At 46.5% G+C, this 24,269-nt stretch carries 15 protein-coding genes; 6 read left to right on the top strand and 9 right to left on the bottom strand.

Annotated features, from left to right (window positions below):
* The 8 genes from PMG25_RS00840 to PMG25_RS00875 form a co-directional block, all read right to left on the bottom strand.
* The coding region (locus PMG25_RS00840) for a hypothetical protein (RefSeq protein ID WP_283765018.1) at positions 1 to 3,027 on the bottom strand (3,027 nt) is incomplete at its 3' end.
* A gap of 120 nt (positions 3,028 to 3,147) precedes the next feature.
* Complete coding sequence (locus PMG25_RS00845) at positions 3,148 to 3,597, bottom strand: hypothetical protein (RefSeq protein ID WP_283765019.1); 450 nt, start codon at positions 3,595 to 3,597, stop codon at positions 3,148 to 3,150.
* A 115-nt stretch (positions 3,598 to 3,712) separates the two neighbouring features.
* Positions 3,713 to 5,464, bottom strand: coding sequence for a pentapeptide repeat-containing protein (locus tag PMG25_RS00850; RefSeq protein ID WP_283765020.1), 1,752 nt, complete (start codon positions 5,462 to 5,464; stop codon positions 3,713 to 3,715).
* Positions 5,465 to 5,599: 135 nt separating this feature from the next.
* The gene (locus PMG25_RS00855; RefSeq protein ID WP_283765021.1) at positions 5,600 to 7,105 is read right to left on the bottom strand and encodes a hypothetical protein; all 1,506 of its coding nucleotides are present in this window, start codon (positions 7,103 to 7,105) and stop codon (positions 5,600 to 5,602) included.
* A 21-nt stretch (positions 7,106 to 7,126) separates the two neighbouring features.
* On the bottom strand, positions 7,127 to 7,909 hold the full coding sequence (locus tag PMG25_RS00860) for a TIGR03943 family putative permease subunit (RefSeq protein WP_283765022.1): 783 nt from the start codon (positions 7,907 to 7,909) through the stop codon (positions 7,127 to 7,129).
* Between the two features lie 9 nt (positions 7,910 to 7,918).
* The gene (locus PMG25_RS00865; RefSeq protein WP_283765023.1) at positions 7,919 to 8,959 is read right to left on the bottom strand and encodes a permease; all 1,041 of its coding nucleotides are present in this window, start codon (positions 8,957 to 8,959) and stop codon (positions 7,919 to 7,921) included.
* 150 nt (positions 8,960 to 9,109) lie between these two features.
* Positions 9,110 to 11,398 (bottom strand): GumC family protein, encoded by a 2,289-nt coding sequence (locus PMG25_RS00870; RefSeq protein ID WP_283765024.1) that lies wholly within the window; start codon positions 11,396 to 11,398, stop codon positions 9,110 to 9,112.
* A 188-nt stretch (positions 11,399 to 11,586) separates the two neighbouring features.
* Complete coding sequence (locus PMG25_RS00875; protein ID WP_283765025.1) at positions 11,587 to 12,885, bottom strand: NAD(P)/FAD-dependent oxidoreductase; 1,299 nt, start codon at positions 12,883 to 12,885, stop codon at positions 11,587 to 11,589.
* A 518-nt stretch (positions 12,886 to 13,403) separates the two neighbouring features.
* On the opposite strand from PMG25_RS00875, the gene PMG25_RS00880 reads away from it, so the two are divergent.
* The gene (locus PMG25_RS00880; RefSeq protein WP_283765026.1) at positions 13,404 to 14,279 is read left to right on the top strand and encodes a glycosyltransferase; all 876 of its coding nucleotides are present in this window, start codon (positions 13,404 to 13,406) and stop codon (positions 14,277 to 14,279) included.
* 31 nt (positions 14,280 to 14,310) lie between these two features.
* On the opposite strand, the gene cobN is transcribed toward PMG25_RS00880, so the two are convergent.
* A complete protein-coding gene (cobN, locus tag PMG25_RS00885) occupies positions 14,311 to 18,522 on the bottom strand; it encodes a cobaltochelatase subunit CobN (RefSeq protein ID WP_283765027.1) in 4,212 nt (1,403 codons plus the stop codon).
* A 221-nt stretch (positions 18,523 to 18,743) separates the two neighbouring features.
* Here cobN and PMG25_RS00890 point away from each other — a divergent pair, with 221 nt between their 5' ends.
* The 5 genes from PMG25_RS00890 (at position 18,744) to PMG25_RS00910 (ending at position 24,112) form a co-directional block, all read left to right on the top strand.
* Positions 18,744 to 21,008 (top strand): hybrid sensor histidine kinase/response regulator, encoded by a 2,265-nt coding sequence (locus tag PMG25_RS00890; protein WP_283765028.1) that lies wholly within the window; start codon positions 18,744 to 18,746, stop codon positions 21,006 to 21,008.
* Between the two features lie 41 nt (positions 21,009 to 21,049).
* Entirely contained in the window at positions 21,050 to 21,760 is a 711-nt protein-coding gene (locus tag PMG25_RS00895; protein ID WP_283765029.1) for an N-acetylmannosamine-6-phosphate 2-epimerase, read from the top strand.
* A 24-nt stretch (positions 21,761 to 21,784) separates the two neighbouring features.
* Positions 21,785 to 22,354, top strand: coding sequence for a TerD family protein (locus tag PMG25_RS00900; protein ID WP_283765030.1), 570 nt, complete (start codon positions 21,785 to 21,787; stop codon positions 22,352 to 22,354).
* Between the two features lie 323 nt (positions 22,355 to 22,677).
* On the top strand, positions 22,678 to 23,199 hold the full coding sequence (gene petC, locus PMG25_RS00905) for a cytochrome b6-f complex iron-sulfur subunit (protein WP_283765031.1): 522 nt from the start codon (positions 22,678 to 22,680) through the stop codon (positions 23,197 to 23,199).
* 82 nt (positions 23,200 to 23,281) lie between these two features.
* Positions 23,282 to 24,112, top strand: coding sequence for an MBL fold metallo-hydrolase (locus PMG25_RS00910; RefSeq protein WP_283765032.1), 831 nt, complete (start codon positions 23,282 to 23,284; stop codon positions 24,110 to 24,112).
* Positions 24,113 to 24,269: the final 157 nt, after the last annotated feature.

Genomic DNA, 24,269 nt, shown 5'->3' on the forward strand with positions numbered 1-24,269 from the left:
TTCTTCACCCGCAAACGGATCTTCTTCGGTTTCCACCAACTCCTCATCTAAGGATTCTTCAAACACCGGTGTTTCTGCTGATTCTTCTTCCTCCCACAATCCTTCCATTTCTGACGTTTCTTCACCCGCAAACGGATCTTCTTCGGTTTCCACCAACTCCTCATCTAAGGATTCTTCAAACACCGGTGTTTCTGCTGATTCTTCTTCCTCCCACAATCCTTCCATTTCTGAAGTTTCTTCACTCGCAAATGGGTCTTCTTCCGTTGCCACTAATTCCTCTTCTGAAGTTTCTTCACTTGCAAACGGGTCTTCTTCCATTACCACTAATTCCTCTTCTACCGATTCTTCAAATACCGGCATTTCTGCTGATTCTTCCTCTTCCCACAATCCTTCCGTTTCTGCCGATTCTTCACCTGCAAATGGATCTTCTTCCGTTACAATTAATTCTTCTTCTACCGTTTCTTCAAATACCGGCATTTCTGCTGATTCTTCCTCTTCCCACAATCCTTCCGTTTCTGCCGATTCTTCACCTGCAAATGGATCTTCTTCCGTTACAATTAATTCTTCTTCTACCGTTTCTTCAAATACCGGCATTTCTGCTGATTCTTCCTCTTCCCATAATCCTTCCGTTTCTGAAGTTTCTTCACCTGCAAATGGTTCTTCTTCCGTTACAATTAATTCTTCTTCTGAAGTTTCTTCACTGGCAAAAGGATCTTTTTCCGTGACGATTAATTCTTCTTCTGAAGTTTCTTCAAATACCGGCATTTCTGCTGATTCTTCCTCTTCCCACAATTCTTCCGTTTCTGCCGATTCTTCACCTGCAAATGGTTCTTCTTCCGTTACAATTAATTCTTCTTCTACCGATTCTTCAAATATCGGCATTTCTGTTGATTCTTCCTCTTCCCATAATCCTTCCGTTTCTGCCGATTCTTCACCTGCAAAAGGATCTTCTTCCGTGACGATTAATTCTTCTTCTAAAGATTCCTCACCTGCAAAAGGATCTTCTTCCGTGACGATTAATTCCTCTTCTGAAGTTTCTTCACCTGCAAACGGATCTTCTTCCGTTACTACTAATTCCTCTTCTACCGATTCTTCAAATACCGGCATTTCTGCTGATTCTTCCTCTTCCCACAATTCTTCCGTTTCTGACGTTTCTTCATCCGCAAACGGATCTTCTTCCGTTGCCACTAACTCCTCATCTAAGGATTCTTCAAACACCGGCGTTTCTGCTGATTCTTCTTCCTCCCACAATCCTTCCGTTTCTGACGTTTCTTCACCTGCAAACGGATCTTCTTCTGTGACGATTAATTTTTCTTCTGAAGTTTCTTCACCTGCAAACGGATCTTCTTCCGTTACTACCAATTCCTCTTCTACCGATTCTTCAAATACGGAAGTTTCTGAAGTGGATTGAGGTTCAGAAAATATATCTTCTTCGCTTGTAAAGAATTCTTCTTGCAAAGCTTCGTTGAATTCTGGTGTTTCTGAAGTTCCTTCTGTCTCTATCGAGGGTTCTTCTAAAGATTCTTGAGACAGGGTATCAGCAGAAGATTCTGTGGCTGTTTCTGGGGTGGTAGAGCCATATTGAGCATCAAACTCTGCCATAATATCATCTTCGTCTGAAGACTCTAGATCGGGTAAGCTTTCTTCAGATTTTTGAGAAGTTTCAGCCGATGACTCTTGGGTATCGGTGGGTAGGGAATCTATGGAGGAATCAGTTGTTTCTTCTTCTGTATCGAAGCTTTCTAAGAAATCTTGATCGTTAGTGTCAGTTATTTCAGATAAAGATGAATCAGTGCTTTCGGTTTCTGATGGGACTGCATCGATGACGGGTAAGGTTCCTAATTCTGAAGGGGTTAGGTCAGGTTCTACACTTAATTGTTCCGAGCCAACTTCGGAATCACCAGTATCAAATGCAGCCATGATCTCATCATCTTCTGGATCTAAGCTGGAATCGACACTGGGTAAGGGGGAATCGGTTTCAGTTTCTAGGTTTGAAGATTCTAGGTCTGTGTTGAGTTCGGGGATTTCTGGAGAGTCTTCAATGGGGATTAAGGGGGGGTCTTCGATCGCCTCAACAGCGATCGCCTCTGAACTTCCCTCTAGATCCGATAGAGCAGCATCTGAGTAAGTCGCATCAAAGGCACTCATGATCTCTTCTTCTTCATCATCTAGAGGTTCTTCTGATTCAATCTCTAGATCTTGGGTTTCTTCATTGGAGGGTTCTGTACTCAGCTTATCTTCCGAGCGATCGTCTAGTTGTTCTTCGGGTTCAGACGCTTCTGCGGCTGAGGTCACCGCAACGGCGGCGGCGGTAAATCCGGCTGCTGCTGCAATGGTTTCTAGGCTGAGATCCGTTTGTTTTTGGCTCTCTGAGGGGGATTGGGGTTCAGTTTCCCCAAAAATGTCATCGAGGGGATCTGAGGGGGGTTGAGGTTCAGTGTCAACCGGTTGAGTATCAAAAGAGTCAAAAAAGTCATCTTCGGAGTCTTCTGAGGAGGGTTGGGAGGCTTCTGGGGGGCGATCGCCCATTTCCTCGCCCGTATCCGGCACGGGAGGCACTTCCACCTCCCAATCCACTGTTTCTGAGTCTTCCTCTGAAGAAGGCTCATTCTCATTCTTTTGACCCGCGACTGTTTCGAGATGAGTCACCACCGTCTCAAACTCGGTTTGCTGCATCTCTGCCCATAATCCAAACAGTTTTTGAATACTATTAAGATTGCGTTTAATGATTTGGCGACTCGAGCGAATCTGATTAATGTGGAACTCTCGCAGTTCAGTAAAGGGCCCATTCCCAACAAAGTGACTCCCCACTTCGGTATCGATTTCGCCATCAACGATATTAATCCGGCTATGCATCCGATAACCAGGTTGGGCTTCCGGTTGCTCATCTGGGTTGACGTTATAGGGATCGGCTAAGGAGATCCAAGTCGTGATTTCCAGTTCTATTGATTCACTTAAGGCGGTTTTCAAAGCGTCGAGGAGTTCTCCTGCTTTGATCGCTTCCCGAAAGTCGTCAGTGGCTGCCATGATGATAGTTCCTCGTTAATCGATGCCGGAAGCCGATACTCGACCCCATTTGAGCAAACCTAAACACCTGTCTATGCTATCTGAATTTGCACAAGTTTGATACAGTTCTCAAAAACCCATCTATTTACCCTTGAGTAGGTTGGAGGGTTTAGAGCTAGAGAGTTGAGCCGCTTGTGCCGAAGAAATTTTCTTCATGCTTGCGGCCAAGATAGCAAAGAGCTGCTCTAGGTTATCTAAGTTCTGTTCCAGGATATCGCGGCTTTCGTCAATTTGACTCAGATGAAAGTCTTTTAGCTCAGTATAGGGGCCATTCCCCACAAAGTTACTCCCTACTTCAGTATCAATTTTCCCTTCAATGATGTTGATACGAGTTCGCATCCGATAACCAGAAATAGCCTCAGATGAAGGGTTTGGGGCTTGAGGTTCCGGATTAGCAGCACGTTCATAGCGAACGCCGTCGGCAACCCAGGTTTTAATATCGAGTTCAACCGCTTCACTCAGAGCGATTTGTAGAGCATCTTTGATTCTGCCTGCTTTGAGTGCGATTTTGAAGTCCTCACTGGCTGCCATGGCTAAATCCCCCCTTGAGTTGGCTAAGTTTGCGTCCCTTGCTTAGGCGCTTTGGCCCATTAAGATAATTATCAGTGATTGATTATTAATTATCAAGGGTTTCCTGAATTTCTGGTTACTCGGATGAGTTTTCCTGCTTCTGCTTTTTCCATAAAATGGCGATCGCCACCCGCACCGACTTCCCCATCATGGAAACCCGCATTTCTGGGGAAGCCTTCTTTTCCCACTGAATCAAGCTATTGCGAAACGCCTCATCCTGTTGCGCTCTCTGGACAATGGCAGATACAATCACCTTTTTCTGGAGCTGCTCTAGAGCAATACCTTCCTCTTTCAAATAATTTAACAACCGTTCAATATTGGCTACAAACTGCTCCGGCAGTTGGGAAAACAGAATCGACTTAATCTGCTTCGAGGTCTCCTGATAGAGTTGTTGTTGGCGATCGAGCATCGGCTTTGGAGGGGGAGGAGGTGGGGGACTCGGATTCACCACTGGTCGAGATTCCGGTAAAGTGGGATGTTTCAAAAGACTCAATAATTGCTGGCGACACAGTGTAAACCGTTCCTTAACTTCCGGATACAAATTTAAAATCTGTTCAGAAAGTATTTTGGCATTCACCACATGATTCGCTAATAACCTTAACAAATACTGATGATCCATCGGCACATAGGATTCAATCGTTAAATGCAGCTCTAAATTTTCCTGTTGCAATTCTGCCAAGGTCAAAATCAAAACTTCCCAATTGGGCGGCTCATTAAACAAAACCTCAATCGTCGTACTACTTTCTTGATACTCTTGCCCCAGTTCTCCCGCCTCAAAATCTCGATTTACTGGATAGCGACTGGTAGGACTTTTCGTCGTAAAATTATATTGTCTCCACAAATAGCGACAGATTACCTTAGATAAATCAACTCCCTCAATTTTCCAATTTTGGATACACGCACCCGTTAAATTACAACCATCTAAAATTGTCCGAATCAGGCGAGTTTCCAATAACAGAGCATCGGTCAGATCCGTTTCTCCCAAATTGGCATCACTCAAATACGATCCACTTAAATCTGCCCGTCTGAGATTCGACCCCCGTAAATTGGCATGACTTAAATTTCCTTGCAACAGATAAACATCTTCTAAATTCGTCCGCAATAAATGAGAATTCTTAAAACTTGTTTTCAGTAAATATGCTCCGGCCAAATCCGCCCGACTCAAATCAGCATAATCTAACATGGCATCACTTAAATCTGCCCCTGTAAGAATCACTCGATGTAAATCAGCTCGACTTAAATTGGCCGATCGCAAACAACAGTTAAGTAAATTGGCCTCGGTTAAATTCACCTCGACCAAAATCGCATTGCGTAAATTGGCCTCCTCTAAATGACTCTCCCGTAAATTCGCTCCCGTTAAATTCGCCCCCGTTAAATTCGCCTGGCGCAGATTCGCTTCCATTAACTCGGTTTGGCTTAAATTGACACTCGTTAGCTTTGCCCGTTCCAAATTAATTTGATCTAACGTCGAATTTTGTAAATCGGCACTGGTCAAATCCGCTTCTGTGAGGGTTGCCCAATTAAGTTCTGCTTCCTGGATTCGAGATAAGCGTAAATCTGCCTTCGTTAAATTTGCTCCACTGAAATTACAACCCTTTAATTGACTACTGGTTAGAACCCCATTACTTAAATCTGCATGTCGAAAACAGGCTCCTGTAAGATTGGCTTCATTAAGGGATACCCACGTTAAATTGGCTCCGGTTAAATCAGCCCCAGTCAAATCAATTTGACGTAAATTTGCGCCACTGAGGTGAGCGCCACTGAGGTCTACATGGGCAAAATCCCGTTCTCCTTGTCGATAGCGATTGAGTAGCTCTTGTGTTTCCATGAAAACTGGTGATGGGTTCCCTGAACTGGAGTAAAATCGGGTTTTCCTTGACCGGAGCTTTTACTCCAATCTCCCCTAGTGTACTGTCAACGGGTTTATCAAAGGAGGAAGCTAGAACACAATTAGAGCAGACTCTTAAGGCAACCATTGGGGATGGAATCCTTTTAAGGGCAGAACTTCAGGCTTAATTTGGGGGTCTTCCATCAGTTTTTGGGCATCGATAATCGGTAGTATCCAAAGATTACTGTTTTTGCTCTGTGGTTCGTCTGCGGGGGGATTGGAGGGTTCTTCGGGAGCATCGACTTGATTATGATCGAACAGAAGGGCAACCCCATCTGGGGATAAATTCATGTGGATTTCCCGTTGATTGGGCAAACCGACTAAGGGGATTTGCTCTGTGGTTTCGAGGTTAATGGCGGTAATATAGGGTAGTTCTTGGTAGAGTTCTCCGGGTAAGAGTTTGGAGAGGAGACAGTAGAGGGTGGTTTGGGTGGGGTCAAATTCGCACTCTCGAATCGATCCGTTGGTTTTGAGTAGTTCTTTTTCGGTTCCTTGGTTGGTGACGAGATAGAGCGATCGCGTGAAATCCGTGTTAAATTTGATCATCGTGGCGGCTGAACCATCGGGGGCAAAACTGAGAACTTGCCCAAATTTGGGCAGAAAGTCTAGGGGTTGGTTCGTCGGTTCGGAGTCATCCGGATAGAGGGGAAGCAAGGCTACCCCTTCTCCTTGTAAGAGGGCTAAAGCCTGGGAATCAGGAGTAATTAAAAACTCTCCTCCGGGTTGGTTTTCCATGGGATAGGGGTCTCCTTTTTCCGGAATCAGCCAGAGTCCGAAGTCGCTTGGATCTTCACGATTGACCCGTTGTACGACGATGGTTTTGCCATCCGGAGACAGATCGAAGGCCAGGTTTTGATAGGTTTCGTTGTCTAAAACTGCATCCACAATACTGGGATTTTGCCCAGGTTTTAAGCCGGTGGTGACGGTATAGAGTTTTTGCTCGATGATTTCGTCGTTCTCTTCTAGGGTGTCTCTGGCGGAAAAGAGGATAAGATCGCGATCGGGATATGGCTCAAAGTCCATGACCACCAGATTCGCAGGACTGAGCATCTCTAAATGATTTTGGGTCATGTTATACAGAATTAAGCGCCCAGTCTCTTCTCCTTCATTGCCAATATAGACAAACACGCGATCGCGGGTTCTAAACTCGCCGACAAAGGGTTTAATCGTCGTACCCTTTTGAGCATCAGAATATTGATCTTTAGCCCCTTCAATTTGTAACTTAAATTGTGTTCCATAGGGTGCAGGCTTATTTAAGGTATAGGCCATGCGCCGCCCTGCCCAACTGGTTTTACCCGATAACGACGGTTCTATTTTGAGATTATTTTCTACACTTGCCCGATCCATGGGATGACTAAATTGCAGAATAAACGCCTTATCTTGAGCCGTAATCGTTTGATCTTGCCAAGTAAATGCCCTGACCCTAGGTGCAGCATTTCTGCCAGTCATCACCAAGATCAACATGATGAAAAACAGTATAATGATTATCCCAATTACTACGCGATCTAGGGGTTGCCAATCTTTCACCTTGGGTTCGATCTTTGCGGTGTAAAAATTGATTAAATAATTGGGAATATTCATTCTTTTCCTCATGGATAATCGTTAATAGTTATAAGGATTTCTAGGTTCAGGAATCGGCTGAACTTCTTGGGCAACAATCACTAACCTGCGCTCCTCATTTAAAACTTCTGTCGCCATTTCCCCTTTTACTTCAATCCAACTATCTTGGGCATAGGTTTCGCCAGATTCCGGAAACTTAAGCGGTAAACCAATCGGATAAGCATCTGCCGCGCAACAGGTAATAATAAACCGAGCAACCAAACTATATTCGGGGGGAAAATCTGGAGGATGAATGACAAACCCGCTTACCTGTACCTTTTGCCCCGTATAGGCATCCGGTTCGGGATACACATTCAAAGTCCTCACCCATTCCACCAAAGATTTATCCTCTGGTCTTGTCACAGTTGTAAATGACTGGGGTGTAATTTCCGTAGTTGGGATAAAATCATTCACTCCTCGTTTCAAAGCCGTTTCAGAAGTAAACGCTTGGGGTCTAACCGTTAGACCAACAATTGCTGTAAACAACAACAGATAGCAACTGAAACCCTGGGGTAATAGGGTAACATGCTCCTTCAAACCACCCGAATTTCGAGGACGGTCAACCAAACGTTTTTGGTAATGTTTCCACAGTTGCCCTCCCTTGACTGCACTGAGTCCAAGTAAACAGATTCCAGCGATAACGATCAGCCAATGGTAGGCTGGATGAATCAGTAAATTCAGTTCTCCACTGATCCATAATTTGATTAATAAAAATCCCCATAATCCCGTGGTAACCACATCTAATGTGGGCAGCCAACGTTGAGGCAAACTTAATTTATTCATCATCCTTGATAATTAATCCACCATGTGATATAAGAACGTCAACACAAAGGTTAACTGGGCGGCTAAAACCAATAAATAGATGATAGGCCTGGGTTTAAACATGGACAACATCAGCCCCACACTTTTGATATCAATCATGGGCCCAAAGACCAGGAAAGCCAGTAATGAGGCGCTGGTAAATGTGGAAGCAAAGGAGAGGGCAAAAAAGGCATCAACGGTGGAACAAATGGAGACCACTGCGCCTAAAATCATCATGGCAACAATTGAGCTGACAGGGCCTGTACCGACCGCTAAGATGAGATCGCGGGGCATTCCTACTTGAATGATAGCGGCGATCGCACTGCCAATCACTAACACTCCCCCCAACTCCCGTAACTCTTGCAGCGTATTGTCCATAAACAAGCGTCCGCGATAAGACCAAGGCTGTTTAACCAAATCCTGAGATAATTGGGTTGCGTCCCAACTTGACTCATCCAGGCGTACCCGTTTCCCCTGTTCGCCAAGAATATAGGTTCCCGATTGCAAGAGGGACAAGGATTCATCTTTCTCTTCATCAAAGTCAGAATTAAAATTAGAACCGCTAGAATCAGCAGCAGGCATTAAACGCACCATTCCTGGTTGCAACATGGGGCGCAAATCCGCTTGTGAACTAAAAATCCAAGCAATTCCTGTGGCAATCAGTAGGGAAAAGATAACCCGAAAGACAACCAATTCCGGTTGGTCTCGAAATGCAGTCCAAGTTGACCAAATCACCACCGGATTAATCGTTGGTGCAGCCAGCAAAAAGCCCACTGCCACAGAAGGGGGAAATCCCTGAAGCAAGAACCGGCGAGCAACGGGGACATTGCCACATTCACACACCGGAAATAGAAAGCCAATGGCGCTTCCTGCCAACGCTCCGAGTAAGGGGTGTTTGGGAATCAAGTTGAGGAGTTTGCGCTCATCAACCAAAAAGAGAAGGGCGCTAGAAAGCAAGACTCCCAGCAACAGAAAGGGAAAAGCTTCAACAATGAGGCTTAAAAAGATGGTAAAGGCAGTTTTGAACTGAGTCATTGGGTTCAACGCTTGGGATAGGTGAAGAGCGCTCCTGGGATCGCATAGGCGTAAGGGTTTGCCCAGTTATTGTATCTGAAAACTCTTCATAAAATATTAAACCCTTGTTGATTCTTTCTCCAGAGAATCGCTTCATCCGGCTCGGTGATGTTATCGTTTTGTGCTTTTTTCTCCAGGTCGTGGTGTTGGAGCTTTGCCATTACCATTATGGCCATTATGACCATTATGACCATTATGACCATTATGACCATTACCTGGGAAGGCATGACTGCCATTCCCCTCATTCAGGATAGCTTCAGACTCAAGGTCTCCATTGAGATCGGGGGTTTCGATCGCTGGTGGAGGTAGGGGCTGGATGTTCATTTCCTCTGCATTAATAACAATGCCCAATAAGCTGTAGTCCTCGGATTCTTCTAGAAGGTCAATTTTATCGGCTAGATGGTCGCTGATGGTATAGCCGGCACGGGTAACGAGGATTACGCCATCGGTATAGCGCTCTAAAATCAGAGGATCGTTACAGACATTGAGGGCAGAAGCGTCAACTACGACAAAATCAAACCGTTTACGGGCATCTTCGAGCAGAAGGCGCATTTCTGCGGATTCGACGACGGCGGCTGCATATTGATAGGGGCCGAAACTGGGGACAATGTAGAGGTTTTCAATGTTGGGAACCAGGCGAATGCAGTCGCTAATTTGGCTGTAGTAGCGCAGGGGTTCTAAGTGAGTATCGGGATCGGGGACAACGTTGAGGTTGTGGGCGTTGGAGGAGTTGCGTAGGTCTGCTTCGACGAGGAGGGTACGTTTTCCGGCTCTGGCGGAGGCGATCGCCAAATTATAGGCGGTGACACTTTTTCCTTCCTGGCGATCGCCACTGGTAACCAAGACCACTTTCGGTTTTTCTTCCACTTGCCGCAATGTAGAGCGGAACCGTTCATAACTATCCAAATAGGGGGAATGGCGAGAGAGCATAAGCGGCACTTCTGCTCCGGAAGTATCCCACTCTTCCACAAAGGGTAAAATTCCCAAAATTTCGACTTCCCGCTCCGTAACAAAGGCTTGAATATCTTCCACGGTTTGCATAGTGGTAGCGAAGACCATACCCAAGCCAAAGATAGCTGCTGCGCCTAAAATTGTGCCCCCAACTGCTCCAGCCGGTAGGAGCAGCAGAATCGGTAAAGGTGCTGGAGGAGTAATCGTTTCCGCCAGTCGGGGAGGTTGGGCAATGTTTAAATTCCCTACGGTTTCCGCTTCGGCGGTTTGAGCGTCAATCAGTTTAGCTTGAATGGTGTCATAAAACTGTTTGGTCAAGACCACCTGTTGTTCTAATCTCGCCCGTTCTGCTTGAGTATTGGGCAACCCAGCATATTCTTGTTTCAATTCTGCGGCAATGGTTTTGGCGACTGCCAATTCTTTCTCTAAGGTTTCTTTCTGGGTTTTCAGTCCTACCAATTCTTGGGCGATCGCCTGCCGAGCCGGATCGAGGCTACTATCCTTACGAATTTGCTCGCCACTTCTCAAAGGAGCCGCTAATCCATCGCCCCCGATCACCTCAGCCGCTCGCGCCGTTAACAAATTCTCTGCTGAGGACAATTGTCGCCTTAACTCCACCATTTGCGGATTATCCGGCCGCAGGGTTTGACTGAGCAACAACTCCTGAGACTCTAACTCATATAACTGACCCCGCAACCGTTGAATAATTGGATCGGCACTTAAGGCGGCTGAGGCATAAGCTTGATCCGGATTCAAGCCCAACTGTCGTTGCAAACTCCCCATCTGAGTCCCCACCGTTTCAATTTGCAATTCCAACTGTCGCTGCTGCTGTTCATTTTGCGTAATTGCGCCTGGCAACTGAGTCCGTTTAATTTCAGCAAATTCCGTTTGCCGAATAAATATTTCTAGCTCATTTTCCGCTTTACGCAGCTCTTCAACCACCTTGGGTAAGCGCTCATTGAGAGTTTGAATAATAGAGCGCAAGCGACTCGTATTGAGGCGACGGCTTTGTTGAATCACCTCTTGCACCAACACATCCGTAATTTGTCTGCCATGGGATCGATTATCCCAAGTTACCGACACATAGAGTAGGGAAGGGGTTCGGCTATTGTCCCGAATTGAAGCCGCTTTCTGCAATTCCCTAGGGCTAATCTGAATTTTGGGATGATTGGCAACCGTTTCTAAGACTTCACCGGTTAAGAGCAATTCTTCGGCGTTCTCTTCGAGCTTTTGGCTTTGGGCCTGGATAGCGGTTCCCGTTTCGGAGATCGTTACTGGAGGTGTAGTGATTTGCAAGACCGATTGAAATTTATAACTGGGAAGACCTTGGGGGGGTTGAAGCACTGCAAATCCTCCACCCCCAAGCGCCCCTACCATCAGGCCAATGGGAATCGCTAACCAATATTTTTCAAAGGCAAGTTTATATTTTTTGATCAGGGGTGAAGTCATGGTTATATCCAGGCTACTTACAAAACAATTCCCTTATGTCTACTTTAACCTAGGCCAAGTTGAATGAACAATTGTCTAAGAATTGCATATAAGGATGCCCGCTCTGATGCCCAATCTAAACAAAATGTTACCAATGAGCCATTAAATTCAGCTCATTGGTAGCAAACCTTTAAGGATTAGATATAACTCTACCCATTAGTCATGAATTGGGGTTCGATGTAGGGTTTGGCAATATTGACTTGGAATAATATCCGCAGTCCCAAGCGTTCAAACCAGGGCACTCCTAAACCCCATTTCATTTTCACTATAAAGTAATATTCCAGGAGTTCCTTGGCCCAAACGACCCAATGGCCTTTAAGAGCATAGGAGTTTTGGCGCTCTCCTAAACTCGGATCGGGCAATACTGGAATGGCGACATAGACAATGCCTGTATCTCCATATTCGGCTAAACAAACGGATTCTAGGGTAGGGCGCTGGAAGGGAGCGGAAATGGCTCCACTGGCTACACCAATATTATGGGCTACAGCTACGGCCATGGCTTCGGTCATGGCTCCACTTTTGGGTAAACCGATGGGAATGGGGGTTTGATCGGGTTGGTCGAGAGCAACGGCTACTCCTAGGGCATAGACGGAGGGAAAGTCCCGATGGCGATAGGTGGGGGTTACGGGAATAAAGCCTTTGGCGTTGGCAATGTCTGGGAGTTGTTGCAGGAATGTGGCTCCCCGGAAGGCGGGTAATATCATGGAGTAGCTGAAGGGGAGTTGTTCACCGGTTCTCAGGGTAACGGTGTCTGGGCTAATGTGGGTAATTTCGGCATTGGTAATGGTTTGGATGCCCCGTTCTTCGAGCAATTCGCTGGTGTATTCTTGGGCGTTTTTGACATCATTTACGCCGAGGTGACCGATGTAGGGTTCTGGGGTGACATAGGTGAGGGTGACTTGATCGCGTAATCCTCGACGGCGTAATTCCCAATCTGCCATGAGGAGGAATTCGTAGGCGGGGCCAAAACAGCCCGCTCCGGGCATGGCTCCGACAACCATGGGCCCGGGGTTTTCTAAATATTTTAACCAGGCTTCTCGTGCATGGATGGCGTGATCGGGGGTACAAACGGATTGGGTGTAGCCTCCGTGGGGGCCGAGGCCAGAGATTGCGTCAAAGGCGAAGGAGGCTCCGGTGGCGATCGCTACATAATCATAATTAATGGTTTGCCCGCCTTCTACGGTAATGGTTTGGGTATGGGGGTTGAGATCGATGACTTTGTGGTTAATCCATTCAATGCCTAAACGTTTGAGATGGGGTTCGAGATCGATTTGAATGGACTCCAGAGAAGCCATATCTAGGGCGACTCGGATTAATCCAGGGATAAAGGTAAAGTGGGAGTGATCGCTAATGAGGGTGACGCGATCGCTCTTGGGTAGTAAGCTGCGTAATTCATGTACTGCTGGCAGTCCACCTAAACCTGCACCAATTACCACAACGTCTGTCATCGTTTTTTCTCCAAAGCTTGCTTGTGTACTGATCTCGCCCTAACCAGAGGCGAGCTAATAAATTTTTGATTTCTAATATCACTATATAGCTATATTAGTAAAAATGCAAGATTTGATATAATCCTTGGAGAGAGACTCGAACTCATTACGCCTAACAGTGCTAACGCGATCGCGTAGGCTGTAACCCTTACCAAATCTACCAGTTACCCACCCTGAAAAGTAAATAGGTATAAAAATAATCAGTATGACCGATAACGATCATCAAGAATTAGCCGCAGTGTTGAACCAGGTTCATCGCCCTTCATAGATGCCCCCAAAATCGATGAAGAAACTTTTAGACGACTCCTACAGTCTCATTCCTTGCTAACCTAAACCAATCTAGAATTCACTCCACTTAATTTAGAGATCATCTCTAGGAATATGCCTTAATCAAAGTCTATTCCTAAATCTTGCTGCGTGGCAGTATACCGGGTGCAATACCAGCTAATCATCGGTATTTAATTCTCCAATCATACAGCATGACCTCACTGATCTATAGTCACTTTATTCCTGAGCGCCAACTTAACCTTCAGTCTCCCTTAACTTTAGCCTGCGATCGCGTTTCCGTAGTCATTCCCGTCAAAGATAATCAACCCGGAATCGATCGCTTTCTGTTCTATTTTTTCGATTCCCATTCCCCAGAAAATTATCCTTGTGAAATTCTGATTATTGATAACAATTCTTCCATTCCCCTTGTCATTAAAGAAGAGTTTCGTCACTTTAGCTTACCGATTAAACTTTTTCAATGTCCAGCGATCGGCCCAGCCAGTGCCAGAAATTTAGGCATTCAACAGGCTCAAGGAGAATGGATTTTATTCACAGATAGTGATTGTATTCCCACCGCCAGCTTTTTAACTGGTTACCAAACGATGCTCAATGGTGCAGTGGGTTATGCCGGTAATGTTAAACCCTTGCACCACGATCGACTCTCTGCTTATTATAACTCTCAAGAAATTCTGATTCCCCCTTCAGTCCAGGATCAATTGGGGGATCTGCGTCCCCATTATCTGATTACTGCCAATACTCTCATCTGGAAACCTGCTCTAGCAGAAATTGGAGGATTTGATGGACAGATTCAAATTGCCGCCGGTGAGGACATTGATTTGGGGTTTCGACTTTCTGAAGTGGGTCAATTATCCTATGCTTTACCCTCAGTGGTTTATCATGATTTTGGTCAAGGTTTATCCGCGTTTGTTCGCCGATTTAAGCGATATGGAAAAGGGAATCGGTTGGTGGGAGTGAAGCATGAAGTGGACTTGAAACCACGACGGTTTGCACCGGTTGAAAAAAATGGTTTCAATTGGTTCCTGTCCACTCTTCAATATGGGGCTTTAATGTGGGGATATTGGGATTAAACCAGTAGCGATCGCCCCTTCTACTCACCTTCTACTCAATATTCGCCTCCGCTTGATGGACGATCGCCCTCAACTCATCCACCCTTTCCGCACTCGCACTTGTCCACAAACCGCGCTGATGCGCCTCTAATAAGCGTTCTGCCATATCTCGCAGCGCCCAAGGATTGTGCTTTTCCACAAACTCCTGTACCTTCGGATCGAGTAAATACGCCTCGCTTACGCCATCATAAATATGATCCGCCACACAATGAGTGGTGGCATCATAGGCAAACAGATAATCTACCGTAGCCGCCATTTCAAAGGCTCCTTTATACCCGTGTCGCATCACACCGGCGATCCATTTGGGGTTGATGACTCGCGATCGATATACCCGGTTAATTTCCTCTTGTAGCGTGCGAATTCTCGGATGATTCATCACCGCATGATCGCCAAAATAAACCGTAGGATTTTCTCCCTTTAATGACCGCACTGCTGCCGTTAATCCCCCTTGAAACTGATAGTAATCATCCGAATCTAATAGATCGTGTTCGCGGTTATCTTGATTGTGCAAAACCACCTGTAAATCTTGTAACCGTTGGGCAAAAACTTCCGGCGCACTTTGACCGTCCCCTTGCCCCGTGTAAGCGTAACTGCTCCAATTCAGATAAGCGCGGGCTAAATCCTCATCGGAGCGCCAATTTTGCGACTCAATTAGGCCCTGTAACCCGGCCCCATACGCGCCCGGTTTCGATCCAAACATGCGATAATGCGATCGCTCCCTTGCTTGCTCCTCACTTAACCCCAACTCTCGCCATTTCTCGGTTTCCCGGCGCACCGTCCCCGCTAATGGGTTCTCCTCTTCCGGTTCATCCAATGCTGCAACCTTCTCCACCACCTGATTAAACAAATCGATCAAATTCGGGAACCCATCCCGGAAAAATCCCGAAATTCGCAACGTCACATCCACCCTCGGCCGTCCCAAAACTGACACCGGAACCACCTCAAAATCCACCACCCGACGAGACGGCCCATCCCAAACCGGTTGCACTCCCAACAACCATAAAGCCTCTGCCAAATCTTCCCCTCCTGTCCGCATAGCCGAAGTCCCCCACATCGACAACCCCAGTGTTTTCGGATACTCCCCATTTTCCTGGGTATAGCGCTCAATCAACGCTTCCGCCGCCTTCCGCGCCATTCCCCAAGCCGTTTCCGTGGGAATTGCCCGAATATCAACCGAGTAAAAATTACGACCGGTTGGCAGAACTTCCGCCCGTCCCCGCGTGGGAGCGCCCGATGGCCCACTGGCAATGTAGCGCCCGTCTAGTCCGCGCAAGAGGTTGGTAATTTCTTGCCGGGTGGCTTGTAGTTGAGGATACAGGGTTTCGGCAATCCAGGTGAGTTCCTTTTCCGTTGTAGGGGCGGGTTCACCCATATCTGGGTGGGAAGACAAGATGGTTGGTGTTTCATGTCGCGAAGCGAAACCCGCCCCTACCAATAATTGGTCTACATAATTTGCCGCTAATGTTTCTAGTTGCTCGACGACATCCCCCACTTGGTGATAGGTTTTGTTTTCAATCACCACCGGAGGCTCCAACCGCGTCGTGGGGTCAGTGGTGAGGGGGTCAAAGTCTAAACCTAAATCCTCCGCTAAAGCACGGGTAATTCCCTGGGGACGGGAGCGGGAGATGGCAACGATTAGATCTCGCAGTTGTCGCCCTTGGGGACATTGACCGAAAATATGTAGACCATCGCGAATTTGGGCTTCTTTGAGTTCGCACAGATAGCCATCAATGCGGGTGGAAAGTTGCGAGGTAACCCCAGTTAAGTCTTCTGGAGTTAAACCTAAATCTTGGTCGAGATGTTCTTGACGGATGAGCGCGGTAATTCGAGATTGGATAGCGGGTAGTCTGGAAGGGTCTAAACTATCGGCTTCATAATATTCATCGACGAGGGTTTCGAGTTGTTGCAGGGGGCCGTAGAGTTCGGCGCGAGTCAGGGGTGGGGTAAGATGATCGAGGATAACGGCTTGCGATCGCCGTTTCGCTTGCGAACCTTCCCCCGGATCATTCACAATAAACGGGTACAAGTGCGGCATTGTCCCTAACGCCACCTCCGGATAACAGCACTCAGACAGGGCTAAACTCTTGCCGGGTAACCATTCCAAATTCCCATGTTTGCCCACATGAATCACCGCATCCGCTTGAAAGATGTCTTTAATCCACTGATAAAAAGCCAGATAATGGGGCGTAGGCTCTAAATCTGGCGCATGGTAATTTAAGCTTGGGTCTAGATCGTATCCCCGCGACGGTTGGATACCCACAAACACATTCCCCAAATTTAACCCGGCAATAGCAAACCCCGTAGGGGCGGGTTCACCCAATTTTTGGTCTTCCCACCCAGATGTTTGTGAACCCGCCCTTACATCTGGGTACGAAGAAGAAGTCATGGGTTGTGTAACCCAACGTTCCGGGAGGGCGGGTTCACGAGTCATATCGTCTTGCCATCCAGATATTGATGAACCCGCCCCTACACCACCATCCCCAATACCACCCCATCGGTTATTAATACCCTGTTGCACCTCAACCGGCAATTGCCCAAACGCCTGTTCATAATCATCTTGAGACAGAGATAACCCCATCTCCCCATTCCCCCATTCCCCCATTCCCCCACGATTCAACCGTATCTCATTCCCTTCCCAGTCATTCGTCACCCCTGCGGTTAAGCGAGTAATTAAATCATCCCCCGTTTCCGGAATATCCTCTAACTCATATCCTGCCTGTTGCAAAGCCGCCAAAATCTGCACGCAACTGGCGGGAGTATCCAACCCCACCCCATTCGCCAGTCGTCCGTCACGGGTGGGATAATTGGCCAAAATCAGGGCAATTTTGCGCTCTTTTGCGGGTTTTTGCCGCAGTTTCACCCAGTTTTTGGCTAAGTCAGCTACAAAGTTCACTCGGTCAGCAACCGGTTGATATTGCACTACATCGGTTTGCAGTTGCTCGTTATAGGTTTGGGTGGCTTTGAAGGAAATGGCGCGAGTGATAATTCTGCCGTCTACTTCCGGTAGGGCGATATTCATGGCTACATCTCTGGGTAGGAGTCCCCGGTTGCCTTGTTGCCATTGCTCGACGGTGGAGCTGCTGAGGATGACTTGTAGGGTGGGGACATCTAATGTCGAGAAAAATGTAGGGGCGAAAAATTTTTCGCCCCTACCCGTATTTTGTAGGGATTGGATGGCGAAACTGGTGGTATTGAGCAGAACTTGGATGGGTGGGTTGTCTGGAGGTTGGAACAGGTGTAGAATTTCTTCTTGGCAGTGGCGATCGCCCAAGCGATGCGGAGCATTATCGCGCAAAGACGACACAAAAACAGGAACCGGTGTTAACTGGCGCTGCACTAAAGCCTGACACAGGGACTCAATTGGAGCCGTATTTCCGGCGCAATAATGGGCACGATAGAAGAGAATTCCCACTTTTGGCCAATTTTGCCCTAAAGCTTGGTTTTGCGGTAATACGCCCACTTTTGGGATGGGTTTCGGTTCAGCAATATTTTCGCCTTCCCACCCAATGGTAGGGGCGGGTTCACCAATAGAGCAGTTTTCGCTGCTATGCCCGGCCTTTTGATCCCCCCAACCCCCCTTAAAAAGGGGGGCAGGAACAGTCCCCCTTTTTAAGGGGGATTTAGGGGGATCTTTCTGGCTCATAATAGTGGAAAGTGCTGTATCTTGGTGAGAAGGGGAAATAGTTTGTGTTTGATGCCCCGTAGCGGAACCCACCCTTACAGAACCCGCTAAAAACAACAACCCATTGCGAATATTTTCCACGCCCCCCTCGCTCCAATAGCGCCATAATCGGTTAACCTGCTGCAAAGAAACCGTCGAATGGCTCATCAACTCCATATCTGGAGCATCTTCACCAGGCATCACCACCAAAGCAATGCCCTGATTTTCAGCCAACTCCTTTACCACTTCCAAGCCATAAGACCAATAAGCCCGTCCTCCCAACAAACGCACCACAATCACCTGCGCGTGCTGCAATACCCGCTCGGCATAATCATCAATCGACAGTTGCTGCACCAAGTGCAACAGATTCGCCACCCGAATATCGGGAAACTGGGGCGGAAGATGGGGGAGAGTTGCCGCTAAGGTTTGAATATCTGTATCGGCTGCGGTGAGAATAACGATAGGGGCTGGAGTTTGTTCGAGGATAACCACCCCTTCATCTTGAGGGTTCCATCCTCCCGGAGTTGCGGCGATTCGATGCATTGTGAGTATAAACCTATATTAAGATAAACGGTCAAAACCTAAAACTTTCCCAACGTTTCAGGGGGGTGGAGATCAAAAAGAGCATAGGATATGTAAATCGGAGAATGGCAAGCCCTCTGACTAAGGGACAGGAAGCAGGATTTATCAACTGTGGTGTCCGCTCTCCTCCTTGATCTGCCGTATCTTCATCTATCCTGCGATCTTCTGACTAAGCAATAGTAATGCTACCTCATCGAATTTTAGATTACAAGACCTTTAAGCAGCTTTATGTCTTGTTACAGGGTAAGGCCGATACTTTGGGAGAGGCTGCGATCTGTATCACTGAGAGGATTTTACATCAGACCGATTCCTCTTGGAATTATGGGCGATCGCAGTTTTTGGTTTTAGTGTCTCCAGCCTTGAGGGTGTTGTTAATTGGTACGCCTCTCGGTCACGCCTCTATTCATGAAGTTCCCTATCTTCAGGTCGAGTTTACCTTTGATGTCCAACCGATTACAGTTTTTCTTAAACAACTCCTACAGGAATTATCCGATCCCGCCCTAGTGCATCAAGCTTTAAAAAAAGTAATTCGTACCCCTCAAGTGAATTCGGCTTATTTACAAGGGGAGTTGATCCTGCAAATTTTAACTCGAATTGAACAGTCGGAAACAGGATCGCAAGAGTGTTTTACGGGTTCTTTTATGAATCCAGCCAGACAAGAGAGGTTATATTATCAAATTATTGCCCAAATGCAGCAAGGGGTAGATTTACCCACAATTTTGTCAACGGCTGTGGAAGAATGGCGAAGTTTCTTGCAGGTCGATCGCCTATTGATTTATCAATTTGATGTATTTAAAGGTCAAGACTATAACCCAATCAATTCACCCAAAAGCTGGGGCTATATTACCTATGAAGCTAAGGGAGGAAATTCGATTCCGCCCGTACTTCATTTAACGGAGGAAAAGTCTTGTTTTGCCTATGGATGTAAAGGCCGGGAAAAATATCAACAAGGCTGGGTAGCCACCATTTCGGATGTGGAAGTTAGCTATCAGGATGCTCCCTGTTTATTAGATCTATTGCGTCATTATCATGTTCGGGCTAAGTTAGTGGTTCCGATTTTGGTACGCAAACAAATTTGGGGATTGATGATTGCCCATCAATGTCACTATCCTCGACGTTGGTTGGAATGGGAAAAACATGCGCTTAAACGATTAGCCGATTATTTGGCGATCGCCATCGATCGATCGCAGAACGAACCAGATCTTAACTTGAGTTCTTTAGAGTCTAAATCTGTGCATGAAGATGTGGAAGCAGGGGAATATAATCTGCAATCTTCTCTTTTAAGAAGTCAGATTCAGAATCGTATAAAAAGTGAATTTTTGGCTGCAATTAGTCATGAGTTACGCACCCCCTTAACTTATATTATTGGTATGTCTGCAACCCTACTAAGGTTAGCTTTTTCTCCTGAAGATCCTGCCCATAAGCTAAGTGTAGATAAACAAAGAAAATATTTACAGAAGATACAAGATAGCGGCCGTCATTTACTAGATTTGATTAATAATTTACTAGATCTTGCTCAGTTAGAAGCGGGAAAAACAATCCTCAATATTCGTAAGTTTTCTTTGAGTGGATTGGTTCGTAATTGTCAAAATTCTTTTCAAAAAACAGCTCAAGATCAAGGAATTAATTTGATTGTGAATGTTTCTTTGTCTGAAGAAGAAGATGTTTTTTCTGGAGATCAATACAGAGTACAACAAATTTTGCTCAATTTAATTAACAATGCGATCAAGTTCACAGGAGAAGGAGGGGAAGTAATTGTAACGGTTTGGCGTGAAGAAGAGAGGACGATTTTTAAGGTTGAAGATACAGGTATTGGTATTAACCAAAACTCATTTTCTTTCTTATTTGAGAAATTTCAGCAATTGGAAACAACTTATGAACGTGAATATCCCGGTCTAGGGTTAGGATTAGCCCTTACTCGTCAATTGGTAGAGCTTCATGGAGGCTTAATTGAAGTGGATTCAACCTTGGGAGTGGGATCGGTATTTACGGTGAGTTTACCGTCTCAACCCCAAGGTAAAGTGTCCTTGAAATCTTCGGGACAGAGTTCACTAAATCCCTGGGCGGGAACCATTCCTTTAGGACGCTTAGTTTTGATTCAAGAAGATGAACAGATGGCGTGGGAAATTTGTGATTTGCTCACCGCAGCCGGATATCAAGCCATTTGGTTATTAAATGGCTCAACAGTCACTCAGCAAATCGAAGTGTTGCGACCTTTAGCGATTATTACAGAAACTCAGTTGCCGGATATGAGTGTTCAAGAATTAATTACTATTTTGCGAAATTCAACCACGACTTATACAATCAAAGTGTTGGCGATCGCCGATCGCTCTGAACAACAAGAGCTATCCCAAGATCCCCTCACCCAACCGGATGTCTATCTGAGTAAACCCTTACAACTCGAAGAACTCCTACAAACCCTGAGCCGCATCCTCTCGCCCAAGTAAGATCGATTAAAAACCAAAAATGAGTAACCGTTACAGAATCAATGATGATCAACTCACTCGATAGACGATCGCTACAAGGATTAATTGTCTCTTGCCAAGCGCCTCCCGACTCCCCTCTCCATCACCCCTCGGTCATTGCAGCCATGGCCAAAGCCGCCCTCAATCAAGGAGCAACAGCCGTTCGCATTGATACCCCTACCCATATCCAAGCCGTCCGGCAACAGACCGATGCGCCCATTATTGGCCTCTGGAAGCGCCAATTCCCCGATTCTGAGATCTACATTACCCCCCAGTTTGACCAAGCCCTAGAACTGGCCCAAGCGGGCGCAGATTGGATTGCGATCGATGCCACCAACCGCCCCCGGCCAGGAGGCGAAACCCTAGAAACCCTGATTACACAAATTCATCAGCAGCTTAATAAACCCGTGTTTGCCGATGTCGATACCCTAGAGTCGGCAAACGTTGCATTTCAGGCCGGAGCAGATTTACTCGCCACCACCTTGTACGGATATACCCCCCAAACCCAAGACCTCACCCCCCCAGGGTATGACCTCCTAGAGCAACTCGTGCAACAGTTTAGTTGCCCCATCGTGTGCGAAGGGGGCATTGCTTCCCCAGAGATGGCCCAGAACGCCTTAGATTTAGGGGCAATGGCTGTGGTCGTCGGTACAGATATTACCGGAATTGACCAGAAGGTTAAATCTTATCAACAAATTTTGTCCACAGCTAAATCCGTAAGATATGCTGAATAAAGTCGTCAATTGACTTAAATGATTATGGCCATTTCTCTAGCGAAAGGACAAAAAGTTTCTCTGGAAAAAGCATCTCCAGGAATTGAAGCGGCTTTTATGGGTTTAGGATGGGACATTAAAGCCACAGATACGGGGGTTGATTTTGACCTGGATGCCTCGGTTTTTCTCTTAGGGGAAAATGAAAAATTAGTTTCTGAAAAACATCTGATCTTTTACAATAACAAAAAAAGTCCAGATGGGGCAGTCGAGTACATGGGGGATAACCGCACCGGTGCGGGGGAAGGCGATGATGAAGTCGTTATCCTTGACTTGCGGAAAATTGCCCCAGAGGTGATGAAAATGGTGTTTACTGTGACCATTTATGAGGCGGAACAACGCAAACAAAATTTTGGCCAGGTGAGTAATGCTTATGTGCGTCTGGTGAATGTGAAGACCAAGGAAGAAGCTATTCGCTATGACTTAGATGAGGATTATTCCATTGAAACGGCAATGATTATCACCGAGTTGTATCGGAAAGATGGAGAATGGCGGATGAATGCGGTAGGTGCTGGCTATGGTGGTGGGCTGCAAGCTCTTTTAGACCGCTATAGTTAAGCTATCTGTATAAGAAAGCTCCCTTAAAAGCAGACAGGGCAAGGAAGAACCCATTCCAGGCTGCTTTTAGGGAGTATTCTTGGCCCAGTTGTTGAAAACTGGGTTTTTTCAGAACACAAGCATCACTATATAGTCATACAATATAAATAAGAAATAGGCAAGGGTAGCTAGAGTTAGCTATCTTTCCTGTCGGTAAATAGACAGGTAACGCCCCTCATAACAGCACCAGGCGCTGTATCAAGATAAACAATTTCATCTTGATATCACTATAAAGCTATGTTACGATTAAAATGTCTTGATTGCGATCTAAGGAGGTAAATCAGATGGAAGAGGCTTATCCCTCAATGTCCCGCAGACAGTTTCTCAACTTTCTGACAGGGGCGACAGTAGCGACGACGGTAGTTGCTGGTCTTTATCCTGCGGGTCAATTTTTCCTTCCCCGTCCAGAAACCGATGAGCAGGGTGGAATTTTGGCCAAGGATATTCATGGAAAGTTAATCCCTGCCAGCCAAATTTTAGCGGCTCCTCCCCAGAGTCGTGCTTTGGTGGCTGGCTTGAGTGGAGAGCCAACGTATCTGACGGTTACAGAACGGGGTGAATTACATCCTTGGGGCATTGTTGATAACTGTACCCACTTAGGTTGTACGTTCCCTTGGAATGGTAATGCGAATCAATTCCAGTGTCCCTGTCATGGCTCTCTCTATGATGCTGAAGGTCGAGTGTTACGGGGGCCAGCTCCCCTACCTTTGCGTCTGACCCATGTGAAAATAGAGGGGGATTATATTCGGATTTCTCCTTGGACAGAAACCGATCCTCGGACTGGGAAAATGCCTTGGTGGGTTTAGGTTATCTCATTTCCCTATTAACATGCGACTGAACAAGGGGCCCCTAGCCCCTTGTCCTTGAAGGACTAATTATTAATTACTTATGAATCTCAACCAACTCAAAATAACCGTCTTGGTGGAAAATCGTGCCGGAGGTCGAGGGTTACTCGGAGAGCATGGCATTTCGTTTTTCATTGAAGCAGATGGCTATAAGATTCTGTTTGATACGGGACAGGGACTGGTGTTACAGCACAATGCCGAAAACTTGGGGATTTCTTTATCGGCTCTCGATGCCATTGTTCTCAGCCATGGCCATTACGATCATACGGGGGGGTTGCCCAGTTTAGAGGCTTCTCCAGAGGATGGCCCGGTGTTGTTTCTCCATCCCCAGGCGATCGCCCCTAAATATAGCCCTAGAGGACATATCGGCTTGCTTGACTCTGAGAAACTGTTAGCCGATTATGGCGATCGCATCGTCTGGACTCAAAACCCTACAGAAATTTGTCCGGGAGTCTATGCAACCGGAACCATTCCCCGCACCCATCCCCTAGAGGATACGGGGGGATCGTTTTGGCAAGATGCCCAACATCGTCGCGTCGATCCCCTATGGGACGATCAAGCCTTATATTTGTATAGTCCGGAGGGGTTAGTGGTGTTGTTCGGTTGTGCCCATGCGGGGGCGATCAATACCCTGAATTATATTGCCCAGATTACCGAGAGCGATCGCATCTATGCAGTGATGGGAGGAATGCATTTGTTACGGGCTGACGATCGCCGCTTGCACGCTACCGTAGAGACTCTCAAGCGCTATCAGGTGCAACGCATTGGCGCAAACCATTGTACAGGAATGAAGGCCATGAGTGTTTTATGGCATGATTTAGGCGATCGCTGTGTAGAAGCTCATGTAGGCACACAATGGTGCTTTGGGGCGTGATGAACCGGATACAGCGCTTCGCGCTGTGATGGTGTACAGTCTTAAAGGCTCAAAGCCATGTACCACAACCCTATTCCCTAATTCCCTAATTCCCAATTCCCAATTCCCTAATTCCCTAATTCCCTATTCCCTAATTCCCTAATTCCCTAATTCCCTA

Source organism: Roseofilum capinflatum BLCC-M114 (assembly GCF_030068505.1).
Taxonomy (GTDB): Bacteria; Cyanobacteriota; Cyanobacteriia; order Cyanobacteriales; family Desertifilaceae; genus Roseofilum; species Roseofilum capinflatum.

Bases quoted from the DNA above. Each gene is read 5' to 3' on its own strand.
- PMG25_RS00865 (WP_283765023.1), bottom strand. From the start codon at position 8,959: ATGACTCAGTTCAAAACTGCCTTTACCATCTTTTTAAGCCTCATTGTT.
- PMG25_RS00875 (WP_283765025.1), bottom strand. From the start codon at position 12,885: ATGACAGACGTTGTGGTAATTGGTGCAGGTTTAGGTGGACTGCCAGCA.
- PMG25_RS00900 (WP_283765030.1), top strand. From the start codon at position 21,785: ATGGCCATTTCTCTAGCGAAAGGACAAAAAGTTTCTCTGGAAAAAGCA.
- PMG25_RS00870 (WP_283765024.1), bottom strand. From the start codon at position 11,398: ATGACTTCACCCCTGATCAAAAAATATAAACTTGCCTTTGAAAAATAT.
- PMG25_RS00910 (WP_283765032.1), top strand. From the start codon at position 23,282: ATGAATCTCAACCAACTCAAAATAACCGTCTTGGTGGAAAATCGTGCC.
- PMG25_RS00860 (WP_283765022.1), bottom strand. From the start codon at position 7,909: ATGATGAATAAATTAAGTTTGCCTCAACGTTGGCTGCCCACATTAGAT.
- petC (WP_283765031.1), top strand. From the start codon at position 22,678: ATGGAAGAGGCTTATCCCTCAATGTCCCGCAGACAGTTTCTCAACTTT.
- PMG25_RS00845 (WP_283765019.1), bottom strand. From the start codon at position 3,597: ATGGCAGCCAGTGAGGACTTCAAAATCGCACTCAAAGCAGGCAGAATC.
- PMG25_RS00890 (WP_283765028.1), top strand. From the start codon at position 18,744: ATGCTACCTCATCGAATTTTAGATTACAAGACCTTTAAGCAGCTTTAT.
- PMG25_RS00855 (WP_283765021.1), bottom strand. From the start codon at position 7,105: ATGAATATTCCCAATTATTTAATCAATTTTTACACCGCAAAGATCGAA.
- PMG25_RS00880 (WP_283765026.1), top strand. From the start codon at position 13,404: ATGACCTCACTGATCTATAGTCACTTTATTCCTGAGCGCCAACTTAAC.
- PMG25_RS00895 (WP_283765029.1), top strand. From the start codon at position 21,050: ATGATGATCAACTCACTCGATAGACGATCGCTACAAGGATTAATTGTC.
- PMG25_RS00850 (WP_283765020.1), bottom strand. From the start codon at position 5,464: ATGGAAACACAAGAGCTACTCAATCGCTATCGACAAGGAGAACGGGAT.
- cobN (WP_283765027.1), bottom strand. From the start codon at position 18,522: ATGCATCGAATCGCCGCAACTCCGGGAGGATGGAACCCTCAAGATGAA.